16 protein-coding genes, 1 pseudogene and 2 riboswitches are annotated in these 18527 nt (G+C 67.0%); of the genes and pseudogenes, 6 read left to right on the top strand and 11 right to left on the bottom strand.

The genetic code is table 11. The annotated features are described in order from the left end of the window. The first annotated feature begins 102 nt into the window (after positions 1–102). The 3 genes from TV39_RS06870 (at position 103) to TV39_RS06860 (ending at position 2715) form a co-directional block, all read left to right on the top strand. Entirely contained in the window at positions 103–894 is a 792-nt protein-coding gene (locus TV39_RS06870) for an SGNH/GDSL hydrolase family protein (RefSeq protein WP_235347304.1), read from the top strand. 6 nt (positions 895–900) lie between these two features. Continuing rightward, entirely contained in the window at positions 901–2049 is a 1149-nt protein-coding gene (locus tag TV39_RS06865) for a winged helix DNA-binding domain-containing protein (RefSeq protein ID WP_043479977.1), read from the top strand. Positions 2050–2172: 123 nt separating this feature from the next. Continuing rightward, entirely contained in the window at positions 2173–2715 is a 543-nt protein-coding gene (locus TV39_RS06860) for a hypothetical protein (protein ID WP_043479976.1), read from the top strand. Between the two features lie 74 nt (positions 2716–2789). On the opposite strand, the pseudogene TV39_RS06855 reads toward TV39_RS06860, so the two are convergent. The 3 genes and pseudogenes from TV39_RS06855 to mmsB form a co-directional block, all read right to left on the bottom strand. Continuing rightward, positions 2790–4195, bottom strand: a pseudogene (locus tag TV39_RS06855) (DUF222 domain-containing protein). Between the two features lie 83 nt (positions 4196–4278). Further along, positions 4279–5763 carry a CoA-acylating methylmalonate-semialdehyde dehydrogenase gene (locus TV39_RS06850; RefSeq protein ID WP_043479974.1) on the bottom strand — a complete coding sequence of 495 codons (1485 nt, stop codon included), beginning with the start codon at positions 5761–5763 and terminating at the stop codon, positions 4279–4281. Positions 5764–5794: 31 nt separating this feature from the next. Next, on the bottom strand, positions 5795–6697 hold the full coding sequence (gene mmsB / locus TV39_RS06845; protein WP_043479972.1) for a 3-hydroxyisobutyrate dehydrogenase: 903 nt from the start codon (positions 6695–6697) through the stop codon (positions 5795–5797). A gap of 174 nt (positions 6698–6871) precedes the next feature. On the opposite strand from mmsB, the gene TV39_RS06840 reads away from it, so the two are divergent. Then, entirely contained in the window at positions 6872–7771 is a 900-nt protein-coding gene (locus tag TV39_RS06840; RefSeq protein WP_043480253.1) for a LysR family transcriptional regulator, read from the top strand. A gap of 19 nt (positions 7772–7790) precedes the next feature. Here TV39_RS06840 and TV39_RS06835 read toward each other — a convergent pair whose 3' ends face one another. The 4 genes from TV39_RS06835 to TV39_RS06820 all read right to left on the bottom strand — a co-directional run bounded on the left by TV39_RS06835 (position 7791) and on the right by TV39_RS06820 (position 13145). Next, the gene (locus TV39_RS06835) at positions 7791–8909 is read right to left on the bottom strand and encodes an alcohol dehydrogenase catalytic domain-containing protein (protein WP_043479971.1); all 1119 of its coding nucleotides are present in this window, start codon (positions 8907–8909) and stop codon (positions 7791–7793) included. Positions 8910–8927: 18 nt separating this feature from the next. Next, a complete protein-coding gene (locus TV39_RS06830; protein ID WP_043480251.1) occupies positions 8928–10310 on the bottom strand; it encodes an MFS transporter in 1383 nt (460 codons plus the stop codon). 170 nt (positions 10311–10480) lie between these two features. Then, on the bottom strand, positions 10481–11611 hold the full coding sequence (metX, locus tag TV39_RS06825) for a homoserine O-acetyltransferase MetX (RefSeq protein WP_200890970.1): 1131 nt from the start codon (positions 11609–11611) through the stop codon (positions 10481–10483). A 12-nt stretch (positions 11612–11623) separates the two neighbouring features. Further along, positions 11624–11739, bottom strand: a riboswitch (SAM riboswitch). Positions 11740–11828: 89 nt separating this feature from the next. Continuing rightward, positions 11829–13145, bottom strand: coding sequence for a bifunctional o-acetylhomoserine/o-acetylserine sulfhydrylase (locus TV39_RS06820; protein ID WP_043479969.1), 1317 nt, complete (start codon positions 13143–13145; stop codon positions 11829–11831). A 60-nt stretch (positions 13146–13205) separates the two neighbouring features. Next, positions 13206–13321: riboswitch (SAM riboswitch) on the bottom strand. Between the two features lie 160 nt (positions 13322–13481). On the opposite strand from TV39_RS06820, the gene TV39_RS06815 reads away from it, so the two are divergent. Then, positions 13482–14120 (top strand): VOC family protein, encoded by a 639-nt coding sequence (locus TV39_RS06815; RefSeq protein ID WP_043479967.1) that lies wholly within the window; start codon positions 13482–13484, stop codon positions 14118–14120. Between the two features lie 161 nt (positions 14121–14281). Here the strand turns inward: TV39_RS06815 and TV39_RS06810 are convergent, their stop codons facing one another. Continuing rightward, entirely contained in the window at positions 14282–15049 is a 768-nt protein-coding gene (locus tag TV39_RS06810) for a CPBP family intramembrane glutamic endopeptidase (RefSeq protein WP_043479965.1), read from the bottom strand. Between the two features lie 107 nt (positions 15050–15156). Here TV39_RS06810 and TV39_RS06805 point away from each other — a divergent pair, with 107 nt between their 5' ends. After that, a complete protein-coding gene (locus tag TV39_RS06805) occupies positions 15157–15837 on the top strand; it encodes a histidine phosphatase family protein (RefSeq protein ID WP_043479964.1) in 681 nt (226 codons plus the stop codon). A 10-nt stretch (positions 15838–15847) separates the two neighbouring features. On the opposite strand, the gene TV39_RS21995 is transcribed toward TV39_RS06805, so the two are convergent. The 3 genes from TV39_RS21995 to hutI form a co-directional block, all read right to left on the bottom strand. Further along, the gene (locus tag TV39_RS21995) at positions 15848–16300 is read right to left on the bottom strand and encodes a hypothetical protein (protein ID WP_144406344.1); all 453 of its coding nucleotides are present in this window, start codon (positions 16298–16300) and stop codon (positions 15848–15850) included. Continuing rightward, positions 16212–17246: a hypothetical protein gene (locus tag TV39_RS06800; RefSeq protein ID WP_052500516.1), complete on the bottom strand. Its 1035-nt coding sequence runs from the start codon at positions 17244–17246 to the stop codon at positions 16212–16214. The genes TV39_RS21995 and TV39_RS06800 overlap by 89 nt, the downstream gene beginning before the upstream one ends. Positions 17247–17315: 69 nt before the next feature. Further along, entirely contained in the window at positions 17316–18527 is a 1212-nt protein-coding gene (gene hutI / locus TV39_RS06795; protein WP_043479962.1) for an imidazolonepropionase, read from the bottom strand.

The raw sequence follows: 18527 nt of genomic DNA, 5'->3' as shown, positions 1-18527 counted from the left end.
AGCTTTAGCCTCACGAGGCAGGATGGAAACGTGAGCGAAACTGAAGCCATTCCGAACCCGCAGGACACCGTTGATACCCACCCCTGGGGCCGTTATGTCGCCATGGGTGATTCGTTTACCGAGGGCATCGGCGACCCGGAAGCGGGAAGCCAGGGCGGGCACCGCGGCTGGGCTGACCGGGTGGCCGAAGAACTCAGCCGGGGGCACAGCGATTTCGCCTACGCCAACCTCGCCGTGAGGGGCCGGCTCCTGGGACAGATCGTTGACCAGCAGCTGGCGCCGTGCCTGGCCCTCAAGCCGGACCTGGTGACGCTTTCGGCAGGGGGCAACGACCTCATCCGGCCCGGCGGGGACCCTGACGCATTGGCCGAAAAGCTGGATTCCGTGGTGCACATCCTCAGTCTGGGCGGTGCCACCGTAGTGCTGTTCAACGGCCCGGACACCGGTTCGTCCGTCCTGGGCAGGGTCCGCAGCAAGATCGCGATCTACAACGAGAACCTCCGCACGGTGGCGGCGCGGCACGACGCCGTTATCGCCGACATGTGGTCGCTTCGCCAGCTCAGCGATCCGCAGATGTGGGACCAGGACCGCCTGCACTTCTCTCCCCTCGGCCATCACACCATCGCGGCCATGGTGCTCGATTCGCTCAACATCCAGCACACCCTGGAACCGCTCTCGCCCAAGCCCCTGCCCCAGCGCAGCTGGCGCGAGGCGCGGTCCGGGGACCTTGTGTGGGCGCGTGAATACTTTGTGCCCTGGGTCGTCCGGCGGCTTCGCCACCAGTCCTCCGGCGACGGCGTCACGGCCAAGCGGCCAACGCCCGGTCCGGTCTTTGGTCCAGGGATGCCGCTGGGCTCGGGCGAGGCAGCGGGAATAGAGTCCGAACAGGGGTAGGGGCGCGTGCACGCCGACGACGTCGTCAGGCTGAGGCTTAGCCGGCAGCAGCTCCGCCCTCCCCGGGCGGTTTCCGCCGAAGCGGCGGTGAAAAACCTCCTGGCCGTCCAGTCGCAGGAATTTTCCTACGCCCGCTGGTCGCTGGCGCAGCGCACTGCCGGAGCCTCCGCCGCCGACGTCGAACAAGCCGTGGCTGACGGCCGGATCCTCCGGACGCACATCCTGCGGCCCACCTGGCATTTTGTGCACCGCGACGACCTCCGCTGGCTGCTAATGCTGTCGGCGCCCCGGCTGCACCGGAAAAACGCGGGTATGTACCGCCAGGCCGGCATCGATGCCGGGGCGGCGGCCCGGAGCGCCCGGGTCCTCGCCGAGGCCGTGGCCGGCGGCGCCCACAAAACCCGGGAGCAGTTGGCCGCTGCACTGCGGCTCAGCGGCTTCGCGGACAGGGGCCTGGAACTCGCCTACCTGATCATGCACGCGGAGATCAGCGGGGTACTGACTAGCGGAACGCCCGTGCGCAGCGCCGGCGGCACGCTCAAACAGACCTATGCACTCTTCGAGGAACGCGTTCCGGTGATGCCCGGCGGCCCCGCCGACCGCCCCGCGGCCCTGGCGGAGCTGGTGAGGCGCTACTTCCTCAGCCGCGGACCGGCCACCGTGAAGGATTGTGCAGACTGGTCCGGGCTCACTGTCACGGACGTCCGGCTCGGGCTGGGCCTGACGCTGGAAGCTGATTCTGCTGCGTTGGGGACCGCGGTGCTGGACGATATGGAGTTCCATTTCAGTTCCGCGGAACCCGGACCCGGTGGGCCGGCAGACGCCGCACCCGGACATGACGCGGAGAGCGGAGGACACCGGATTGACCTGATCCAGTGCTATGACGAATACGTCATGGGCTATTCACGGACGCGGTATTTCCTGGGCGGCACCGCCCCGGCGCGTCCGGAGCGGGACACTCCGATGCATGTCGTACTGATGGACGGCCAAATGATCGGCTCCTGGCGCCACGACCTGGCCGGCGGACGCTGTGAGCTGGACATCCGCACCGGGCCCGAACCCGACGCCGCCGCTGAGCGGGACACCAGCCATGCGATCGATGAAACCGTTGCCGCATACGGCGCCTTTCTGGGGATCCCCACGGTGCGGAAGTAGGCGCAGTGCGGAAGTAGGCGGAGTGCGGAAGTAGGCGGAACGAAGCCGTCTGGCTGCCGCGGTCCAATGCCGGTGTTGAGCCAGGGGTTAAACTGAAGGGACACTTCTGAGAGGCCCTCCACCGTGAGCAACGTGTTCTTCTGGATCATCATCCTGTCGTTCCTGATTCCCTTCGCCATGCGCATGTACCGGAAGTCAGTCCGGGGCAGGAACCAAAACCAGGATTTCAACGGGCAGTATCCTGGCCAGTTCCCCGGGCAGCAGCCGGGCCGGCCAAACAACCAGCCTCGTGACGGCTACACCCAGCAGGACTACTTTGGCGGCGGCTTCCGGCAGCTCGGCGGCGGGCAGCAGCCCCCGCTCGACCAGCCCTACCCGAACCCCGGCTACCCGGCTCCCGGTTACCAGAATCCGGGCCACCACACTCCCGGCTATCCCGCCCCCGGCGGCACCGGACAGGTGCCCTACGAGGACAGCCCCGAGTATCCGGCCAACCGGTCACGCCAGCAGCCGCAGCAGCCATCCGCCCCGGTTACTCCCCCGCCGCCGTCGGCCCCTCAGGGTTTCCGCGCACGGAAACTGGCGGAGCTTGACCAGCAGTACAGCAACGGCGAAATCGCCATGGAGGAATACATGGCCCGGCGTGACGAGATCATGAACGGTTAGTCGTTCCCTTTCCCGTTTACTCCTAGCAATGCCGGTTCCCTTCGGGTTCGCCGGTTCCCTGCAGCGGCCTGTCCTCAGGCGGCCACCGAGCCATCTAGCCGGGAGCGTTTCAGGATCTTGGCGCGGTGCAGAAGTTCTCGTCTCTGGCGACGGCTCAGCGGCGATGGCGTGCCGGGTAATGATGTCCCGGGCAGCAGCGGGGCGGTCGACCGGTACGTATGCCCGGTCGGTGTCTGGACCTGCAGGGTGTGCCGTGGCCCAGGCCTTGGTTCGGTATGCCAACCGGGAGATTCTTTGGCGTAGTTACAGGATTCGCAGAGACCGCTGCCGTTGCTGTGGCTGGTGGCTCCTCCGTGGTGCCACACCACAATGTGGTCGTGGTGGCGGATCGGCGCATCGCAGTAGGGCGTGCGGCATGTGTCATCCCGGGCTTGGATGAAACGGCGCAGCCCGTCCGGGAAGATCCTGGCACGGGAATCCATCCCCACCAGCTCCCCGTCCCCGGAGCGGTGTAGAGCCTGCGCAGCCAGGTAGTCAACGCCGCGTCACGCTGGCCGCCCCCTTCTTGCTGCAACCCTGCAACCGCGGCCCTGGCCCACCCGGCAGGGACCACGCCGTATCCGGGCAGCCTCGCCGGTTCGCTGTCCCCTTGGAAGAGAGTGCGGTCGGTCATCACGAGCTGGATCTCGATGCCGCTGATCCCCCCGGAGGTGCCCGTGATCCGGTCGACGAGGTCATCGGCCATGATCTGTCCGCGGGAGCGGGTGTCTCCGGCCGAGCGCAGGGTGTCCGCCTGCCGCGTGAGCGCAGCGTGGACGGCCACGCCGGCAGTGACCGGGAGCAGTGCGGTCAAGTAGCACATGGTGTCCGGAGCCGGACGAAGGCTCACGTGCCGGTCGGCAACGGCTTTGCGGGCACGGTCGACCACGGAGTGGGGGTCCAGCCGATAGGCCGCTGTCCGGGCTGCCGCGATAATGGTCCGGTCGCCGGCGCCGGCCAGGGTACCGGTGTCTGCGGCGAGCTGATCATCAACGGCGCACCGGTCCGCCGCGGACAGGCAGGCGGTTTCCTTCACCAGCAGCGTGGCGCGCCACTCATTGAGCTGTCCCATCCGGAGGGCCGCCAGGGTGTGGGGCATCTCCGTCACCAGGGCTTTCGCCATGCCGAGCAAGCGTCCGCCGCGGGCGGGCGATTCACCACGGGCCAAAGCGATCTGGGCGGCGACGCCTTTGCCGAGTTCATCTGCCGGAAGCCCGGCCTCAGTCTGGGCGCAGCGCTGCTGGACATCGAACGCCACCGACGCGCGGGCCTGCATCGCGGCAGCGGCCGACTTCAAATCCTCCAGATCCCGTAGCTGGTCAATCAGGGCGGCACTGTCGTTGCAGGGGCGGATCGCGGCCAAGAGACCAATGAGGTCCCTGACCGTGATCCCGCGGCCTGTCTCGTCCGAAGCCTCACCCGGCCCGCGATTACCTTCCATAGCTAAAGTCTGCCCGGGACCACTGACATTTTTAGTGGCCCCGGGCAGACAACCCGGACGATTCCGGCTTGAACGGCCGGCGCTTAGTCCACCTGCGGGAAGCCCAGGTCGATCACCGAGGTGGACGGGTCCGGCCAGCGGGTGGTCACCACTTTGCCGCGGGTGTAGAAGCGGATGCTGTCCGGGCCGTACATGTGGGTGTCGCCGAACAGCGAGTTCTTCCAGCCGCCGAACGAGAACGTCCCCACCGGAACCGGGATGGGCACGTTGACGCCCACCATGCCGGCCTCGACGTCGAACTCGAACTGGCGCGCCGCGCCGCCGTCGCGCGTGAAGATGGCCACGCCGTTGCCGAACTCGTTGTCGTTCACCAGCCTGACGGCGTCGCTGTAGCTTTCAGCGCGGACCACCGAAAGCACGGGGCCGAAGATTTCGTCGTCGTACACTTTCATGCCCGGCTTGACGTGGTCCACCAGGCTGACCCCGATGAAGAAGCCGTCCGAGTCGAAGGCCTGCTCGCGCCCGTCCACCACCACAGTGGCGCCCTCGTCCGCTGCCCCGGCCACGTAGGAAGCAACCCTGTCCCGGTGTTCCTTGGTGATGAGGGGGCCCATCTGCGAGGCCGGATCCGTACCGGGACCGATCTTGAGGTCCGCCATGCGGGTGGAAATGGCCTTCACCAGGTCGTCGGCAATGTTGCCCACCGCCACCAGCACGGACACCGCCATGCACCGTTCCCCCGCGGAGCCGTAGGCGGCTGACACGGCGGCGTCCGCGGCCATGTCCAGGTCTGCGTCCGGCAGGACCACCATGTGGTTCTTGGCACCGCCCAGCGCCTGGACCCGCTTGCCGTGGTCCGCAGCCCGCTTGTAGATGGACTGCGCGATCGGAGTGGACCCCACAAAGCTGACAGCCTTGACGCCGGGGTGTTCCAGCAGGACGTCCACGGCCTCCTTGTCACCGTGGACCACGTTAAGGACGCCCGGCGGCAGGCCTGCCTCCGCGAAGACCTGGGCGATGAAAACGGCCGACGACGGGTCCTTCTCGCTTGGCTTGAGGAGGACGGTGTTGCCGCAGGCCAGCGCGCTGCCGATCATCCACAGCGGAACCATGGCGGGGAAGTTGAACGGGGTGATGCAGGCGACCACGCCCACCGGCTGGCGCACTGAATGCACGTCCACGCCGCTGGACACCTGCTCCGAACGTTCGCCCTTGAGCATGTGCGAGAGGCCCGTGGCGAACTCGATGTTTTCAAGGCCGCGGGAGATCTCGCCCTCGGCGTCGGAAAGCACCTTGCCGTGCTCGCTGGTGAGAATGGCGGCCAGCTCCGACTTCCGCTGCGTCAGCAGTTCCCGGACCCGGAAGAAAATGTTGGTGCGCTTGGCCAGGCTGGTGGCCCGCCAGCCTGGCAGGGCAGCCTGGGCGGCCGCGATGGCTTCTTCCACCCGGGATGCTGAGGCCAGTGCTACCTCTTTGTCCTGCGCGCCGGTGGCGGGGTTGAAGACGGGGCCGAAACGGTCGGCGTCGCTGACCAGGGCGCCGTTGATGAAGTGCGGAATGCGTTCCATGGGAAAGTCCTATTCGTGAAGCAGGCTGCGGTTAGTTGGAGGTCTCGAGCGAGCCGTCGACGAGTTTGATGATCATGGAGCAGTCCTTGCCGGACTGCCCGGAGTCGATGAGGCGCTGGAAGAGCGTCTGCACGTGCTCGCCGATTTCCAGCGGGGTGCCGGTGTCGCGGGCGGCACTGATGGCCAGGCCGATGTCCTTGTTCGCGAGCTCGGTGGTGAAGGTCGGGGCGAAGTCGTTGTTGGAGGCCGCGGTGGGGACCACGCCGGCTACCGGGTACCAGGTGCGCAGCGCCCAGCTGTCACCCGAGGACACCGAGGCGATGTCCCAGAAGACCTGCTTGTCCAGGCCCAGCCGCTCGGCGAGCACCGCACCTTCGGCCGTGGAAGCAAGGTTGATGAAGAGCATCAGGTTGTTGCAGATCTTCGCCGCCTGCCCCGTGGTGGCGCCGCCGGTGGGAATGATGTTAGAGGCCATCGGACGGATGTATTCCGTGGCTTCGGCCACCGCGTCCGCCTGGCCGCCGATCATGAATGTCAAGGTCCCCGCCTTCGCCCCGCTCATGCCGCCCGAGACGGGGGCGTCCACGAAACGGAAGCCGGCGGCAGAGGCGGCGTCGTGCAGTGCCTGGGCGGAGGCGATGTCGATGGTGGAGGAATCCACCAGCAGCGTACGCGTGTCCGCATGGGCCAGGACGCCGTCCTCCCCCAGGTACACGGCCCGGGCGTGTTCGCCCTTCGGCAGCATGGTGAACACGACGTCGGCACCGTTCACCGCCGCGGCGATGCTGCCCACGGGCTTCACGCCGCCGGCTTCCGCGGCTGCGACCGCCTCGGGGTTAAGGTCGAATCCGCGGACGTCATGACCGGCCTTCGCCAGGTTTGATGACATGGACCCACCCATGTTTCCGAGACCGATCCAAGCGACTACTGCCATGGCTAAAGCTCCTTTGCTTCGAGTACCAGCCGGTATTGCTGGAGGTTCCGTGTCCACCATCACACCCTGTTAGAGTGCAATCAAGGGGAAAAATTACAGAGAGCATGTGCATTGATGCACATGACTTGGGAAAGCCGCGCTTGGAACCGGAGAGATGGACGTGAATAAGTGGACGTGAGCCGGTTGCCGAGCCCTGATGACCTGCTGATCCTGTTGACCGTGGCCAGGCTGGGCCGGTTCAATGCCGTGGCAGAGACGCTGGGCACCACTCACACCACCATTTCCCGCCGGATCCTGGCATTGGACAAGCAGCTGGGCGGCCGGACACTGGAGCGCAGCCCGCACGGCTGGGAACTGACGGAACTGGGCAACCGGGCCGTTGCCGCGGCTGAAGCTATCGAGGCGACGCTCGGGTCCCTTGCCGGCACCATCGGCGACGGCGAACACTCACTGTCCGGTATGGTCCGGATCAGCACGTCCGACGGGTTCGGGGCGGAATTCGTAGCCCCGGCACTGGTGCGACTGCAGCAGGAGAACCCGTTGCTGGACATCGAGATGCTCAGCGCCACGCGAAAGGTCAGCCAGAACCGTTCCGGCGTGGACCTGGAGGTGGTGGTGGGCCGGATGGAGGTCACCAACGTGCAGCCCATCTTCCTCACGAACTACTTCCTGCGGCTCTATGCCAGCCCGGGCTATGTCCGGTCCCGCGGGCTGCCCGCGGCCCTGGATGACGTCCGCGAGCACGGCTTTGTCTCCTACGTGGAGTCGGCTTTGCAGGTGGCGGAACTGGGCCACCGGTCCTCGCAGCTGCCCGCGCCAAAATCCAGCTTCCAGGCCACCAGCGTCTTCGCCCAGGTGGAGGCGGTCAGGCACGGCGCGGGCATCGGCCTGCTGCCGAACTTCATGGTGGCGGACAAGCCGGACTTCGTTCCCGTCCTGCCTGAGCTGTTCCAGCGCCAGCTCCCCATCTGGGCGGTGGCGCGTCCCGAGTCGCTGCGTTCGGCGTCTGTCCGGGCCGTGGTGGAGGCGCTCAAGGCGGAAGTGTCAGGCCGCCGGGACATCCTGGCGGCCTGACACGACGCCGGCCCTGACACTACGCCTGGAACAGCCGGCGGACCACCTTTCCGGCGGCCAGGGCGTCAAGGCCTTCGTTGATCTCCGCGAGCGGCCTGGTATCCGTGTGCAGCAGTTCCACCGGAAGCCGTCCGGCGCGCCAGTGGTCAAGATACAGCGGAATATCCCGCTCCGGGACGGCATCCCCCATGTAGGAGCCCAGGAGCCGCTTCCCTGCTCCGGCGAACTGCAGGGCTCCTACGGTCAGTTCCGCTGAGGGTTTCGGCAGCCCGACGGAGACGACGGCGCCGCCGCGCGTGACGAGGTCAAGGCACGAGGCGATCACCCCGGCGGAACCCACGGCCTCGACGGCGACGTCCACGCCGTCGCCGGTCGCCTCGGCAACCAGCCGGGCTGCGTCGTCGGGAGTTCCCACTGCCGTGGCGCCGCAGTCCCGGGCGAGCTGGTGCTTGCCCTCATTGGGGTCGATGGCAATGACGGCGGCGGCGCCGGCCAGGGATGCCGCCATCACGGACGATAGCCCGACTGCGCCGAGCCCGAAGACTGCCACCGACTGCCCGGCGGTGACCGCCGCCGTGTTCAGCACGGCGCCCATTCCGGTGAGCACAGCGCAGCCGAACATGGCAGCGACGGTGTCCGGGACGTCGTCGTCGATCACCACTACTGATTCGCGCGCCACCACGGCGTAGTCCGCAAAGGCCGACACCCCGAGGTGGTGGCTGATCCGTTCCCCCGACGGCGTCCGCAGCAGCGCCTCCCCGTGCAGCAGGTCGCCGGAGCCGTTGACCTCGGCGGCGCGGTGGCACAGGGCCGGGCGCCCGGAGCGGCACGCGCGGCAGTCGCCGCAGCTGGGGACGAAGACGAGCACAACATGGTCGCCCGCCGAGACGTCGCTGATGCCCTCTCCCACTGCCACCACCCGGCCGACGGCCTCATGCCCGAGTGCCATGGGGAGCGGCCGGACCCGGGAGCCGTCCACCACCGACAGATCCGAGTGGCACAGGCTGGAGTAGGTGATGGCCACCCCCAGCTCGCCGGCGCGGGGTTCAGGCCGGTCAAGTTCCTGCACCACGAGCGGGCGTGCTTCGGTGTAGCTGGTTCCGGCGGGGACGGTGGAGTAGAGGACTGCAGCTTGCATGGGCACTGGTTCCTGCCGTTACTTCTTGCTGGCGGCAAGGAGGTCCGCGGTGCCCTGGGCATCGGCGGCGTCGACGTCGTGCAGTGAGATCCCGCGGGTTTCCTTAAGGAAGTACACCGCCACCATCGTGACCAGGCACGCACCGAGCAGGTAGACGGCCACCGGGGTGGAGGATTTGAACTGGCTCAGCAGCGCGGTGGCAATGATCGGGGCCATTGAACCGGCCACGATCGAGGTGACCTGGTAGCCCAGGGAAACGCCGGAGTAGCGCATCCGGGTGGGGAACATCTCGGCCATGATGGCCGGCTGGCCGGCGTACATCAGTGCGTGGAAGAGCAGGCCGATGGTGATGGCGGCGAGAATGACCAGATCGTTCTTGGTGTCCATCATCGGGAAGGCGAAGAAGCCCCAGGTACCGCCCAGGATTGCACCGGCCATGTAGACGGGCTTGCGGCCGAAGGCGTCGGAGAGCTTCCCGACCATCGGCACCACTGAGAAGTGGACGACGTGAGCCACGAGCAGCAGCAGGAGGATCCGGGAGGTGTCCGTCTGGACAACCACCTTCAGGTACGTGATGGAGAAGGTGACCACGAGGTAGTACAGGATGTTCTCCGCGAAGCGCAGGCCCATGGCGGTGAAGACGCCGCGCGGGTAGCGGCGGAACACTTCGGCGACGCCGTAGCCCTTCTTTTCGACGGTGACTTCCTTCTGCGCTTCGAGGAAGATGGGGGCGTCGGTGACCTTGGTCCGGATGTAGTAGCCAACCAGCACGATCACAGCGGAGAGCCAGAAGGCCACGCGCCAGCCCCAGCCGAGGAAGTCGGCGGAGGACAGTGTGGAGGACAACGTGAAGAGCACTGCGGTGGCGAGCAGGTTGCCCAGGGGTACAGCGGACTGCGGCCAGCTGGCCCAGAAGCCGCGGGACTTGCTCGGGCTGTGCTCGGCAACGAGCAGGACGGCACCGCCCCATTCACCGCCGACGGCGAAGCCCTGGGCGAAGCGCAGGAAGACCAGGAGGGCAGGAGCCCAGTAGCCGATCTGCTGGAAGGTCGGCAGGCAGCCCATCAGGAACGTGGAGACGCCCACCAGGATGATGCTGAGCTGGAGCAGCTGCTTCCGGCCGAATTTGTCGCCGAAGTGGCCGAAGACGATGCCGCCGATGGGTCGGGCGACGAAGCCCACCGCGTACGTGAGGAAGGCGGCAATGATGCCATCGAGCTCCGTGCCGGAATTGGGGAAGAATGTCTTGCCAAAAACCAGGGTGGCCGCTGAGGCGTAGAGGAAGAACTCATACCACTCAACGACGGTGCCGGCCATTGAGGCCGTTACCACCTTCTTTAGCCCTGAGGCCTTGACGTCAGTCTCATCTGCGCGCCTTGCGGCGGAGTTTTGTGTGCTCATTGTGAACTCCTTCGGCGTCTCCGTCGACACCATGTGGACCATTCCGTAGCGGCCGCGTGTGATGTGCACCACCAACGCGCCGGTCCCCTAGAGTATGGACTCACATTGCCGCAGGCTCAACGCCATTTTCTGCAGAACCGCTCTGCATAAATGCACATTGAGCCGACGGGCTAGGCGAAAAAGTTCTGCCTCAGCTGAGCGTTAAGCTGGCCGATTTCGGTCAGGAATCCGTCGTGGCCGATGGGCGCTTCAATGACGTGCACCGGCACATCGCCCGGGAGTGCAGCCGCGAGTTCGTGGGACTGCGCGGGAAAATACAGCCGGTCGGTATTGACGGCGGCGAGGAAGAACTCGGCCTTGGCACGCGCCAGCGCTTCCTTGAGCGGGCCGCGCCCCCGGCCCACGTCGTGGCTCATGAGCGCTTCGGTGATGGCGATGTAGCTGTTGGCGTCGAAGCGGCGGACCAGCTTGGTGCCCTGGTGATCGAGGTAGCTCTCCACCTGGTACCGGCCGCGCTCCCCCAGCGACACTGCCTGGAGGGGCGCTTCGCCACCCTGGGCGCTCCGGCCGAACCGGGCTTCGAGCTCGTCGGCGGAGCGGTACGTGATGTGCGCAATCCTGCGCGCCAGGGCCAGGCCTGCCTCAGGTTCCGGGCCGCCGTAGTAGTCGCCGTCATTGAAGTTGGCGTCCTGGCGGATGGCGAGGGTCTGCGCCTGGGCAAAGGCGATCTGCTCGGCAGTACTGCTGGCGCCGATGGAGATCACGGCACAGCGCCGGACGCGGTCCGGGTAGCTCACGGCCCATTCGAGCGCGCGGGCCCCGCCCAGTGATCCTCCCAGGACGGCGTACCAGCTGTCGATGCCCAGGGCATCTGCCAGCCGGGCCTCGGCCGCCGTTGTGTCGCGCAGGGTCACCAGGGGGAAGCGCGAGCCCCATGGCTTGCCGTCCGGAGCGGGAGTGGAGGGCCCGGTGGAGCCGTAGCAACCGCCCAGGATATTGATGGAGACCACGAAGTACTTGTCCGTATCAACCGGGGCTCCGGGGCCGGCAAGCTGCTCCCACCAGCCCACCTCATCGCTTGCTCCCCTGGTGACGTGCGTGCTGCCGGTCAGGGCATGCTGCACCAGCACGGCGTTGGAGCGGTCGGCGTTGAGTGTTCCCCACGTTTCGTAGGCGAGCGTGACGTCCGGCAGGCGGCCGCCGGCCTCCAGGTCGAGTCCGCCTATGTCCAGGAACCTGACGGTTCCATCGGGGACACTGGTTGTTTCGGGTACACCACTGCGGGTGACGGCAATCGTCATCTGAGGACCTCTTCTTCGCGCTTGCCCGCCGCCAACTGGCCGGCAGGCCAGGTCTTCACCCGGGGCACCCCGCCGCGTAAGGAGGGTTGCCGGCCAGCAAGCCGGGGCTGTCGCTGGCACTCATGACCTGTAAAGAGTGTACGAAATGCGTCCCCGCAATGGCGAAGAATGTGACAGCAATGTGACCCCCGGCGTCGGGCGCCGGGGGTCACAGTGTTCAGTCGCCCTTGGCTGCGCGGAAACCGGCGTCGAGGTCGGCGATGATGTCATCGATGTGCTCGAGCCCCACCGAGAGGCGGACCAGGCCCGGTGTCACCCCCGCCACCGCCTGCTGTTCCGCAGTCAACTGGCTGTGCGTGGTCGACGCCGGATGGATGACCAGCGAGCGCACGTCACCGATGTTTGCCACATGGGAGTGCAGTTCCAGCGCGTCCACAAACCGTTTGCCGGCCTCCGCCCCGCCGGCGATGTTGAAGGACACGATCGCGCCGGTGCCCTTGGGCCCGTACTTGCGGCCGCGCTCGTACCAGGGGCTGGACGGCAGGCCCGCATAGGCCACGGATTCGACGTCGGCCCTCGCCTCCAGCCACTCCGCGACACTCACCGCATTGGCCACGTGGCGCTCAACGCGCAGGCTCAGCGTTTCCAAGCCCTGGGCGATAAGAAAGGCGTTGAACGGGGAAACCGCTGAACCCAGGTCACGCAGAAGCTGGACGCGGGCCTTGAGGATGTAGGAAAGATTCGCGCCCAGGGCGCCCCCGGCGCCGAGGTCCCGCGCGTAGACAAGCCCGTTGTAGGTGGGGTCCGGAGTGTTGAACCCCGGGAACTTCTCCGGATCCTTGCCGAAATCAAAGTTGCCCGAGTCCACGATCACACCGGCGATGGCGCTGCCGTGCCCGCCAAGGTACTTCGTTGCCGAGTGGACCACGATGTCGGCGCCCCATTCCAGGGGCCGGATGAGATATGGGGTGGACAGCGTGTTGTCCACGATCAGCGGGACGCCTGCCTCGTGGGCGGCGCGGGAGACGCCCTCGATATCCAGGACGTCCTGGCGGGGGTTGGACACCACTTCGGCGAAGAAGAGCTTGGTGTTCGGCCGGACGGCGTCCTTCCACTGCTGGAGGTTGTCCGGGTCCTCCACGAACGTCACGGAGATGCCGAACTTCTTCAGGGTGTGGGCCAGCAGGTTGTACGTGCCGCCATAGAGGCTGGGGCTCGCCACCACATGGTCGCCGGCCTCGGCCACGTTGAGGATGGCGAACGTCTCCGCAGCCTGTCCCGAGCTGAGCAGCAGCGCTGCCAGTCCACCCTCAAGGCTGGCCACGCGCTGCTCCACCGCATCCTGGGTGGGGTTGCCGATACGCGTGTAGATGGGCGCCAGTTCGGCCAGCGCGAAACGGTTGGCGGCGCTTTCGGCGCTGGGGAAGACGAACGACGTCGTCTGGTAGATGGGCAAGGCCCTGGCGCCGGTGGCGCTGTCCGGCTCCTGGCCGGCGTGGATCTGGCGGGTTTCGAATGACCATGCATTGGACATCGGGGGGCTCCTTCCAAGGAAGGCACCATGGCCGGGCGTACGGTATGCCGGGCCGGCCTGGTGCCGCGCTTGCCGCCCGGCGGTTGCCGGAGGGCCAGGTCTTCACCCGGGGCACCCCACCGCGGAACGAGGGTTGCCGGCCAGCAAGCCGGGGCTCGATGCTGGCGCTCATGACCTGGACCCAGTGTAGAAAGGGCGGATTGTGTGTGAACAGGTTTGTGACGAAGGACGTCGGCCGCGTGATTTCACGGGCCTCAGGCCGGTCCGGAACAACATCCCACCTCGGTAAGGATACCCTTAGCTGAGAGCTCCATCACAAAGTGCCAAGATGAGGGCATGCGCATGGATCACGTCTCTTACGCCTGTGAACAGGATGGCCTGGCTGCCACCACCGACCGTATTGCATCTGCCCTCGGCGTCGAAGCCGTCAAGGGCGGGGTACACCCCCGTTTTGGCACCCGCAACATGATTATCCCGCTTGCCGGGCACAAGTACCTGGAGGTCGTGGAGGTCCTGGACCACCCGGCATCCGACAAGGCTCCGTTCGGGCAGGCTGTCCGGGCCCGCTCCGCAGCGGGCGGCGGCTGGATGGGCTGGTGCGTCGAAGTGGACGACCTGGCACCGTTCGAAGAACGCCTCGGCCGCTCGGCTGTTAACGGCAACCGCAAGTTCCCCGACGGCCGCGAACTCGTCTGGAAGCAGATTGGCATCCTGGGCCTCATTGCGGATCCGCAGGTGCCGTACATGCTCAAGTGGGAAGGCGACCCGGAGCTTCACCCGTCCAACGCCTACCCAAGCAACGTGAAGATGTCCAGCCTCACCATCGCCGGCTCGGCCGAGCGTGTCACGGAATGGCTCGGCCAACCGGTCGAAAAGCCGCTCGAAGATGTAGCCGTTGAATGGGTCGCTCCGAAGGGAACGCCGGGAATCCTCTCCGTCACGTTCGAAACCGCCTCCGGGGCAGTAACCATCTAACCCCCTTCCACCGTGTGGTCCGCAGGGACCACGGGCAGCGCGCTGCCTTGACAAACTTCGGCCGCTATCAGCGGGTGCCAATGACGCCACCCACCGATAGCGGCCGAATCCTTTTAGGCGGCCGGCCCGAGACGTCCCTCAGGCGTCCCTGAGCAGTACAGCTAGCCCAGCCCGATGGCCTTGCCGAAGAGGCTGAACCCGACGAACGCCACGATGTCCAGCAGCGCGTGGGCGATCACCAGCGGCATGACCCGGCGGGTCTTCGTGTAGATCCAGGCGAAGACAACGCCCATGACTGCGTTGCCGATGAACGGACCGAAGCCCTGGTAGAGGTGGTAGCTGCCCCGGAGCATGGAGCTGGCGAAGATGGCCAGCGGCATGCCCCAACCGAACTTGCCGAGACGGTCCAGCAGGTACCCCACCACGATGACTTCCTCCACGATCCCGTGCCGGATTGCGGACAGGATCAGCACGGGAATCGTCCACCAGTAGGCATCCAGCGCGCTGGGGATGATGGCCGTAGTGATGCCCAGGGCCCGGCCGGCTGCGTACAGCCCCAGCGACGGGATGCCGATCAGCGCTGCAAGGCCCAGCCCCTGCAGCAGGTCCCTCCCCGGGCGGGCGAAGTTGAAACCGAGTTGGCGGAAGGCCGAGGCCCCGGACTGCCCCGCCGCCCGGTGCTCGGTGAGAAAGTAGATGACCAGCGCCACCGGCACCAGCGCGAAAAAAATATCCAGCAACTGGTACGTCAGGTCGAAGTATTCGCGGCTGCTCTGCGACCGGTTGAGGGTGGAGGTCCCTTCGGCCAAGGGTGCACGCGTCAGCTTGTCCAGCAGCTGCACCACCGAATACACGGCGGACTGCCCCAGCGACAGACCCAGGACAATCCAGACTTCTATCCGCAGACGACGGCGGGAGGGAACCAGCATGTTCCTATCTTGCCTTCCCTTTCTGGTTCTTTCCTGTCCGCCGCTTCTGGAGTCCCGGGGCAAGGCCACCCGGATGCTGCGTGGTCCGGGGCCTATGCTTGGGATTTATGAGTGCGCCCGGAAAAATCATCATGATCCGGCATGGCCAGTCCGCCGCCAATGCCGACACTTCCATTTATAACCGGGTGCCCGATTACCGGATACCGCTGACCGAACTCGGCGTGGCACAGGCCCGGGCCGCGGGCGAGAACATCCGCCGCGAACTTAACGGGCAGCCGGTGTGTGTCTATGTTTCGCCGTATCTCCGGGCCTACCAGACCCTCGAAGCGCTCAACCTGGGACCGCTCGTGGAGCGGATCATCGAAGAACCCAGGCTCCGCGAACAGGACTGGGCCAACTTCCAGATCGCCGGGGACATCGAGGACCAGAAGGAGCTCCGGAACGCCTACGGCCACTTCTTCTACCGGTTCCGCGAGGGTGAATCCGGCTCCGACGTCTACGACCGGATCTCCTCGTTTATGGAAACCCTGCACCGGCACTGGTCCAAGCCCAGCTACGCGCCGAACGCCCTCTTTGTGACCCACGGGCTGACCATGCGGCTGTTCTGCATGCGCTGGTTCCACTGGTCCGTGGAGTATTTCGAGTCCCTCAACAACCCGGACAATGCCGAGGTGCGGATCCTGGTGCGCACCCGCAAGGGCAAGTACGAACTGGACAAGCCGTTCAGCCAGTGGGAGGACCGCCGGGTGGACGAGACAGTCCTGGACGCTCCGCCCATGTTCTTCTAGCGGCCGCGCTTCATTCCGGCAGCCGGGCGATCACCTGACGAAACTTCCCGCTCGTGCCGCTCTGTTCTGGCGGCTCGACCGCGCGGACGACGCCGACGTTCCGCAGTTCCAGCCCGGCGAGGTACTCCAGCAGCTTCGCGGAGGCCGTGCGCCACACCGCTGCGGCGTCGGCGCCGGGTTCCGGTTCGAGCCGGAGGCGGATGGTTGCCGGTCCTGTCTGCACCAGCTGGCTGCGGTGCAGTCCGGGAGTTTCGTCGACGACGGACCCGATGGCGAGCGGGAGCACCCGGACCGTGGTCCCGTCCGCGGCGAGGAGGCGGAGGACATCGTCGCTTCGGCCCGCGACCCGGATGGCGGGCAGCTGATTACCACATTCACAGGGACCTGTCTTCGCCAGCACCGAGTCGCCGAGATCGTAGCGGATCAGCGGCTGGACCCGGTTGGCGAGGTTGCTCAGCAACACCGTGTGGGACGCCTCCCCCGGCGGCGTGGGCCGGAAGTCCGCGTCGACGGGTTCCAGGATGGCCCAGTCGCTGTTGACGTGCAGCCAGCCGCGGGGACAATCGAATGCCAGCGGGTGTGAACTCGGAGGCCGCATAAGCATCGTGGAGGGCGCCCCCGAACGCCTCCGCGATGCGGGCCCGCGCGTCCGGAGCACTGGACTCGCCAGCCAGCTCCACGATCACCGGCTTCAGCTGCAGCCGGCCGGCCATTTGTTCCTCGGCGAGCAGCGCAAGGGCACTCGGGTAGCCGGTGACAGCCGAGGGGTCGTAGACATTGAGGGCTGCCACGAGCCGTGCCAACGGCTGTTGCACCGGGAACGTCTGGAACGCGCGGCGGCGCCACCGGCTGCGCCGGCGCTGCCATTGCATCCAGCCCGCGCCCGCGTAGTGCCCGCCAGTGCCTACAACGCCAGCCCAGCGCAGGCCGCGGCGGGCCAGTGCCAGCAGCTCGGCGGGCGACAGCCAGGCCAGGTCGATGCGGAGAATGAAGGCCTGGGAGACCGCAAGGGAATGGGGATCGTGCACGAAGATACCGGGGTGACCGGTGGTGCCCGACGTTGTGCAGACGAAATATTGGCCCAGGAAAGGTGTTCCCACCAGGGACGGGTCGGCGATGAAAGCATCGACTCCGGCCCGGGTGACGGCGGGATCCGTGACCCAGTCATCGAAGTTGGCCATGAGCACCTGTTTGGTGACCGGTGGAAGCTCCGCCAGGACGACGCCGTCGGAGCGCCCGGCGGGTAACACGTCCCGGTAGAGGTGACGGTAGAACGGCGAGCTGGTCCTGGCGTGCGCAACGATCGCCGCAAGCCGGGCCTCCCGGCGTCGGGCCAGTCCGGCCGGCCCCTGGCGCTGAGCCCACAGCTGGTCGAGAGCGAAGCCCAGTTCCTTCAACAGTCCGGCCACGGTTATCTCCTGGGGTATGCCGACAGGGTAGGAAGCACTAGATCGAAAGGCATCCGTTCGAAAGCAAAATCAGCGGGCGCGGGCGCCCGCCCGCCAGACGGCGTGGGTCAGCGGGATGCCCGGCCGGTAGGCCAGGTGCGTGGCGGAGGGTGCGTTGAGCAGGTGCAGGTCCGCGCGGTGCCCGACGGCGATGGAACCCACCGCCCGTTCGCCGTCGACGTCGTTCCCCGATTCCCGCCGTAGCGCGAGCGCACCGCCGTACGTCGCGGCGCGGACGGCCTCGTGGATGCTCAGCCGCATCTGGAGAACGGCGGTGGTGACGCAGAACGCCATGGAGCTCGTATAGGAGGTGCCGGGGTTGCAGTTGGAGGCCAGGGCAATCGGCACCCCGGCGTCGAGCAGCTCGCGCCCGGGGGCCAGCGGCTGGCGGGTCGAGAGGTCGCAGGCCGGCAGGCACGTCGCGACGGTGCCCCGCTCGCCGGCGCCGGCCGCCGATTCCCAGCCGGACCAGGTGTCCGCGAGGGCGTGGACGTCGGCGCGGGACAGGTAGTTCACGTGGTCCACGCTCGCCGCGCCGAACTCCACAGCCAGCTGCACGCCCGGCCCTTCGCCGAGCTGGTTGCCGTGGACGCGCAGGCCCAGGCCCGCATCCTTGCAGGCCTGCAGCACACGGCGCGACTGTTCCTCGTTGAAGGCCCCCTGCTCGCAGAACACGTCCGCCCAGCTGACGTAGGGCCGCACGGCCGCCAGCATGGGCCCGCACACCAGGTCGGTGTATTCGTCCGGGTCCTCACCTGCTGGGACCAGGTGGGCACCCAGGTAGGTGACTTCGTCCGCCACCGTGGAGGCGATGCGCGCGCTGCGCGTTTCGTTCTCCACGTCCAGTCCGTAGCCGGTCTTGGTTTCCAGGTACGTGGTTCCCTGCGAGACTGCTTCGGCCACGCGGCCCAGGGCGAGCCGGGTGAGGTCGTAGTCGCTCGTCCCGCGGGTGGCGCCCACGGTCACGGCGATACCGCCGGCGCTGTAGCTTTCGCCGGCCATCCGGGCCTCGAACTCCGCGGTCCTGTCACCGGCAAAGATCAGGTGCGTGTGCGAATCCACCCAGCCCGGCAGCAGGGCGCGGCCGCCGGCGTCCACTGCGTCGTCAGCGGCCGGCGCTGCCGACGCCGGCCCGAGCCAGGAGATACGCTCCCCTTCGATCACCACGGCGGCGTCCTTGAGGACGCGGTGTTCCACGTCCTGGGTCATCAGCTCGGCAATATTGGTGATCAGGGTGCTCAT

Source organism: Arthrobacter sp. SPG23 (assembly GCF_000876655.1).
Classification (GTDB): domain Bacteria; phylum Actinomycetota; class Actinomycetes; order Actinomycetales; family Micrococcaceae; genus Arthrobacter.
The sequence above is the reverse complement of the archived record's forward strand: the minus strand, read 5'-3'. Positions and strand labels throughout refer to the sequence as shown.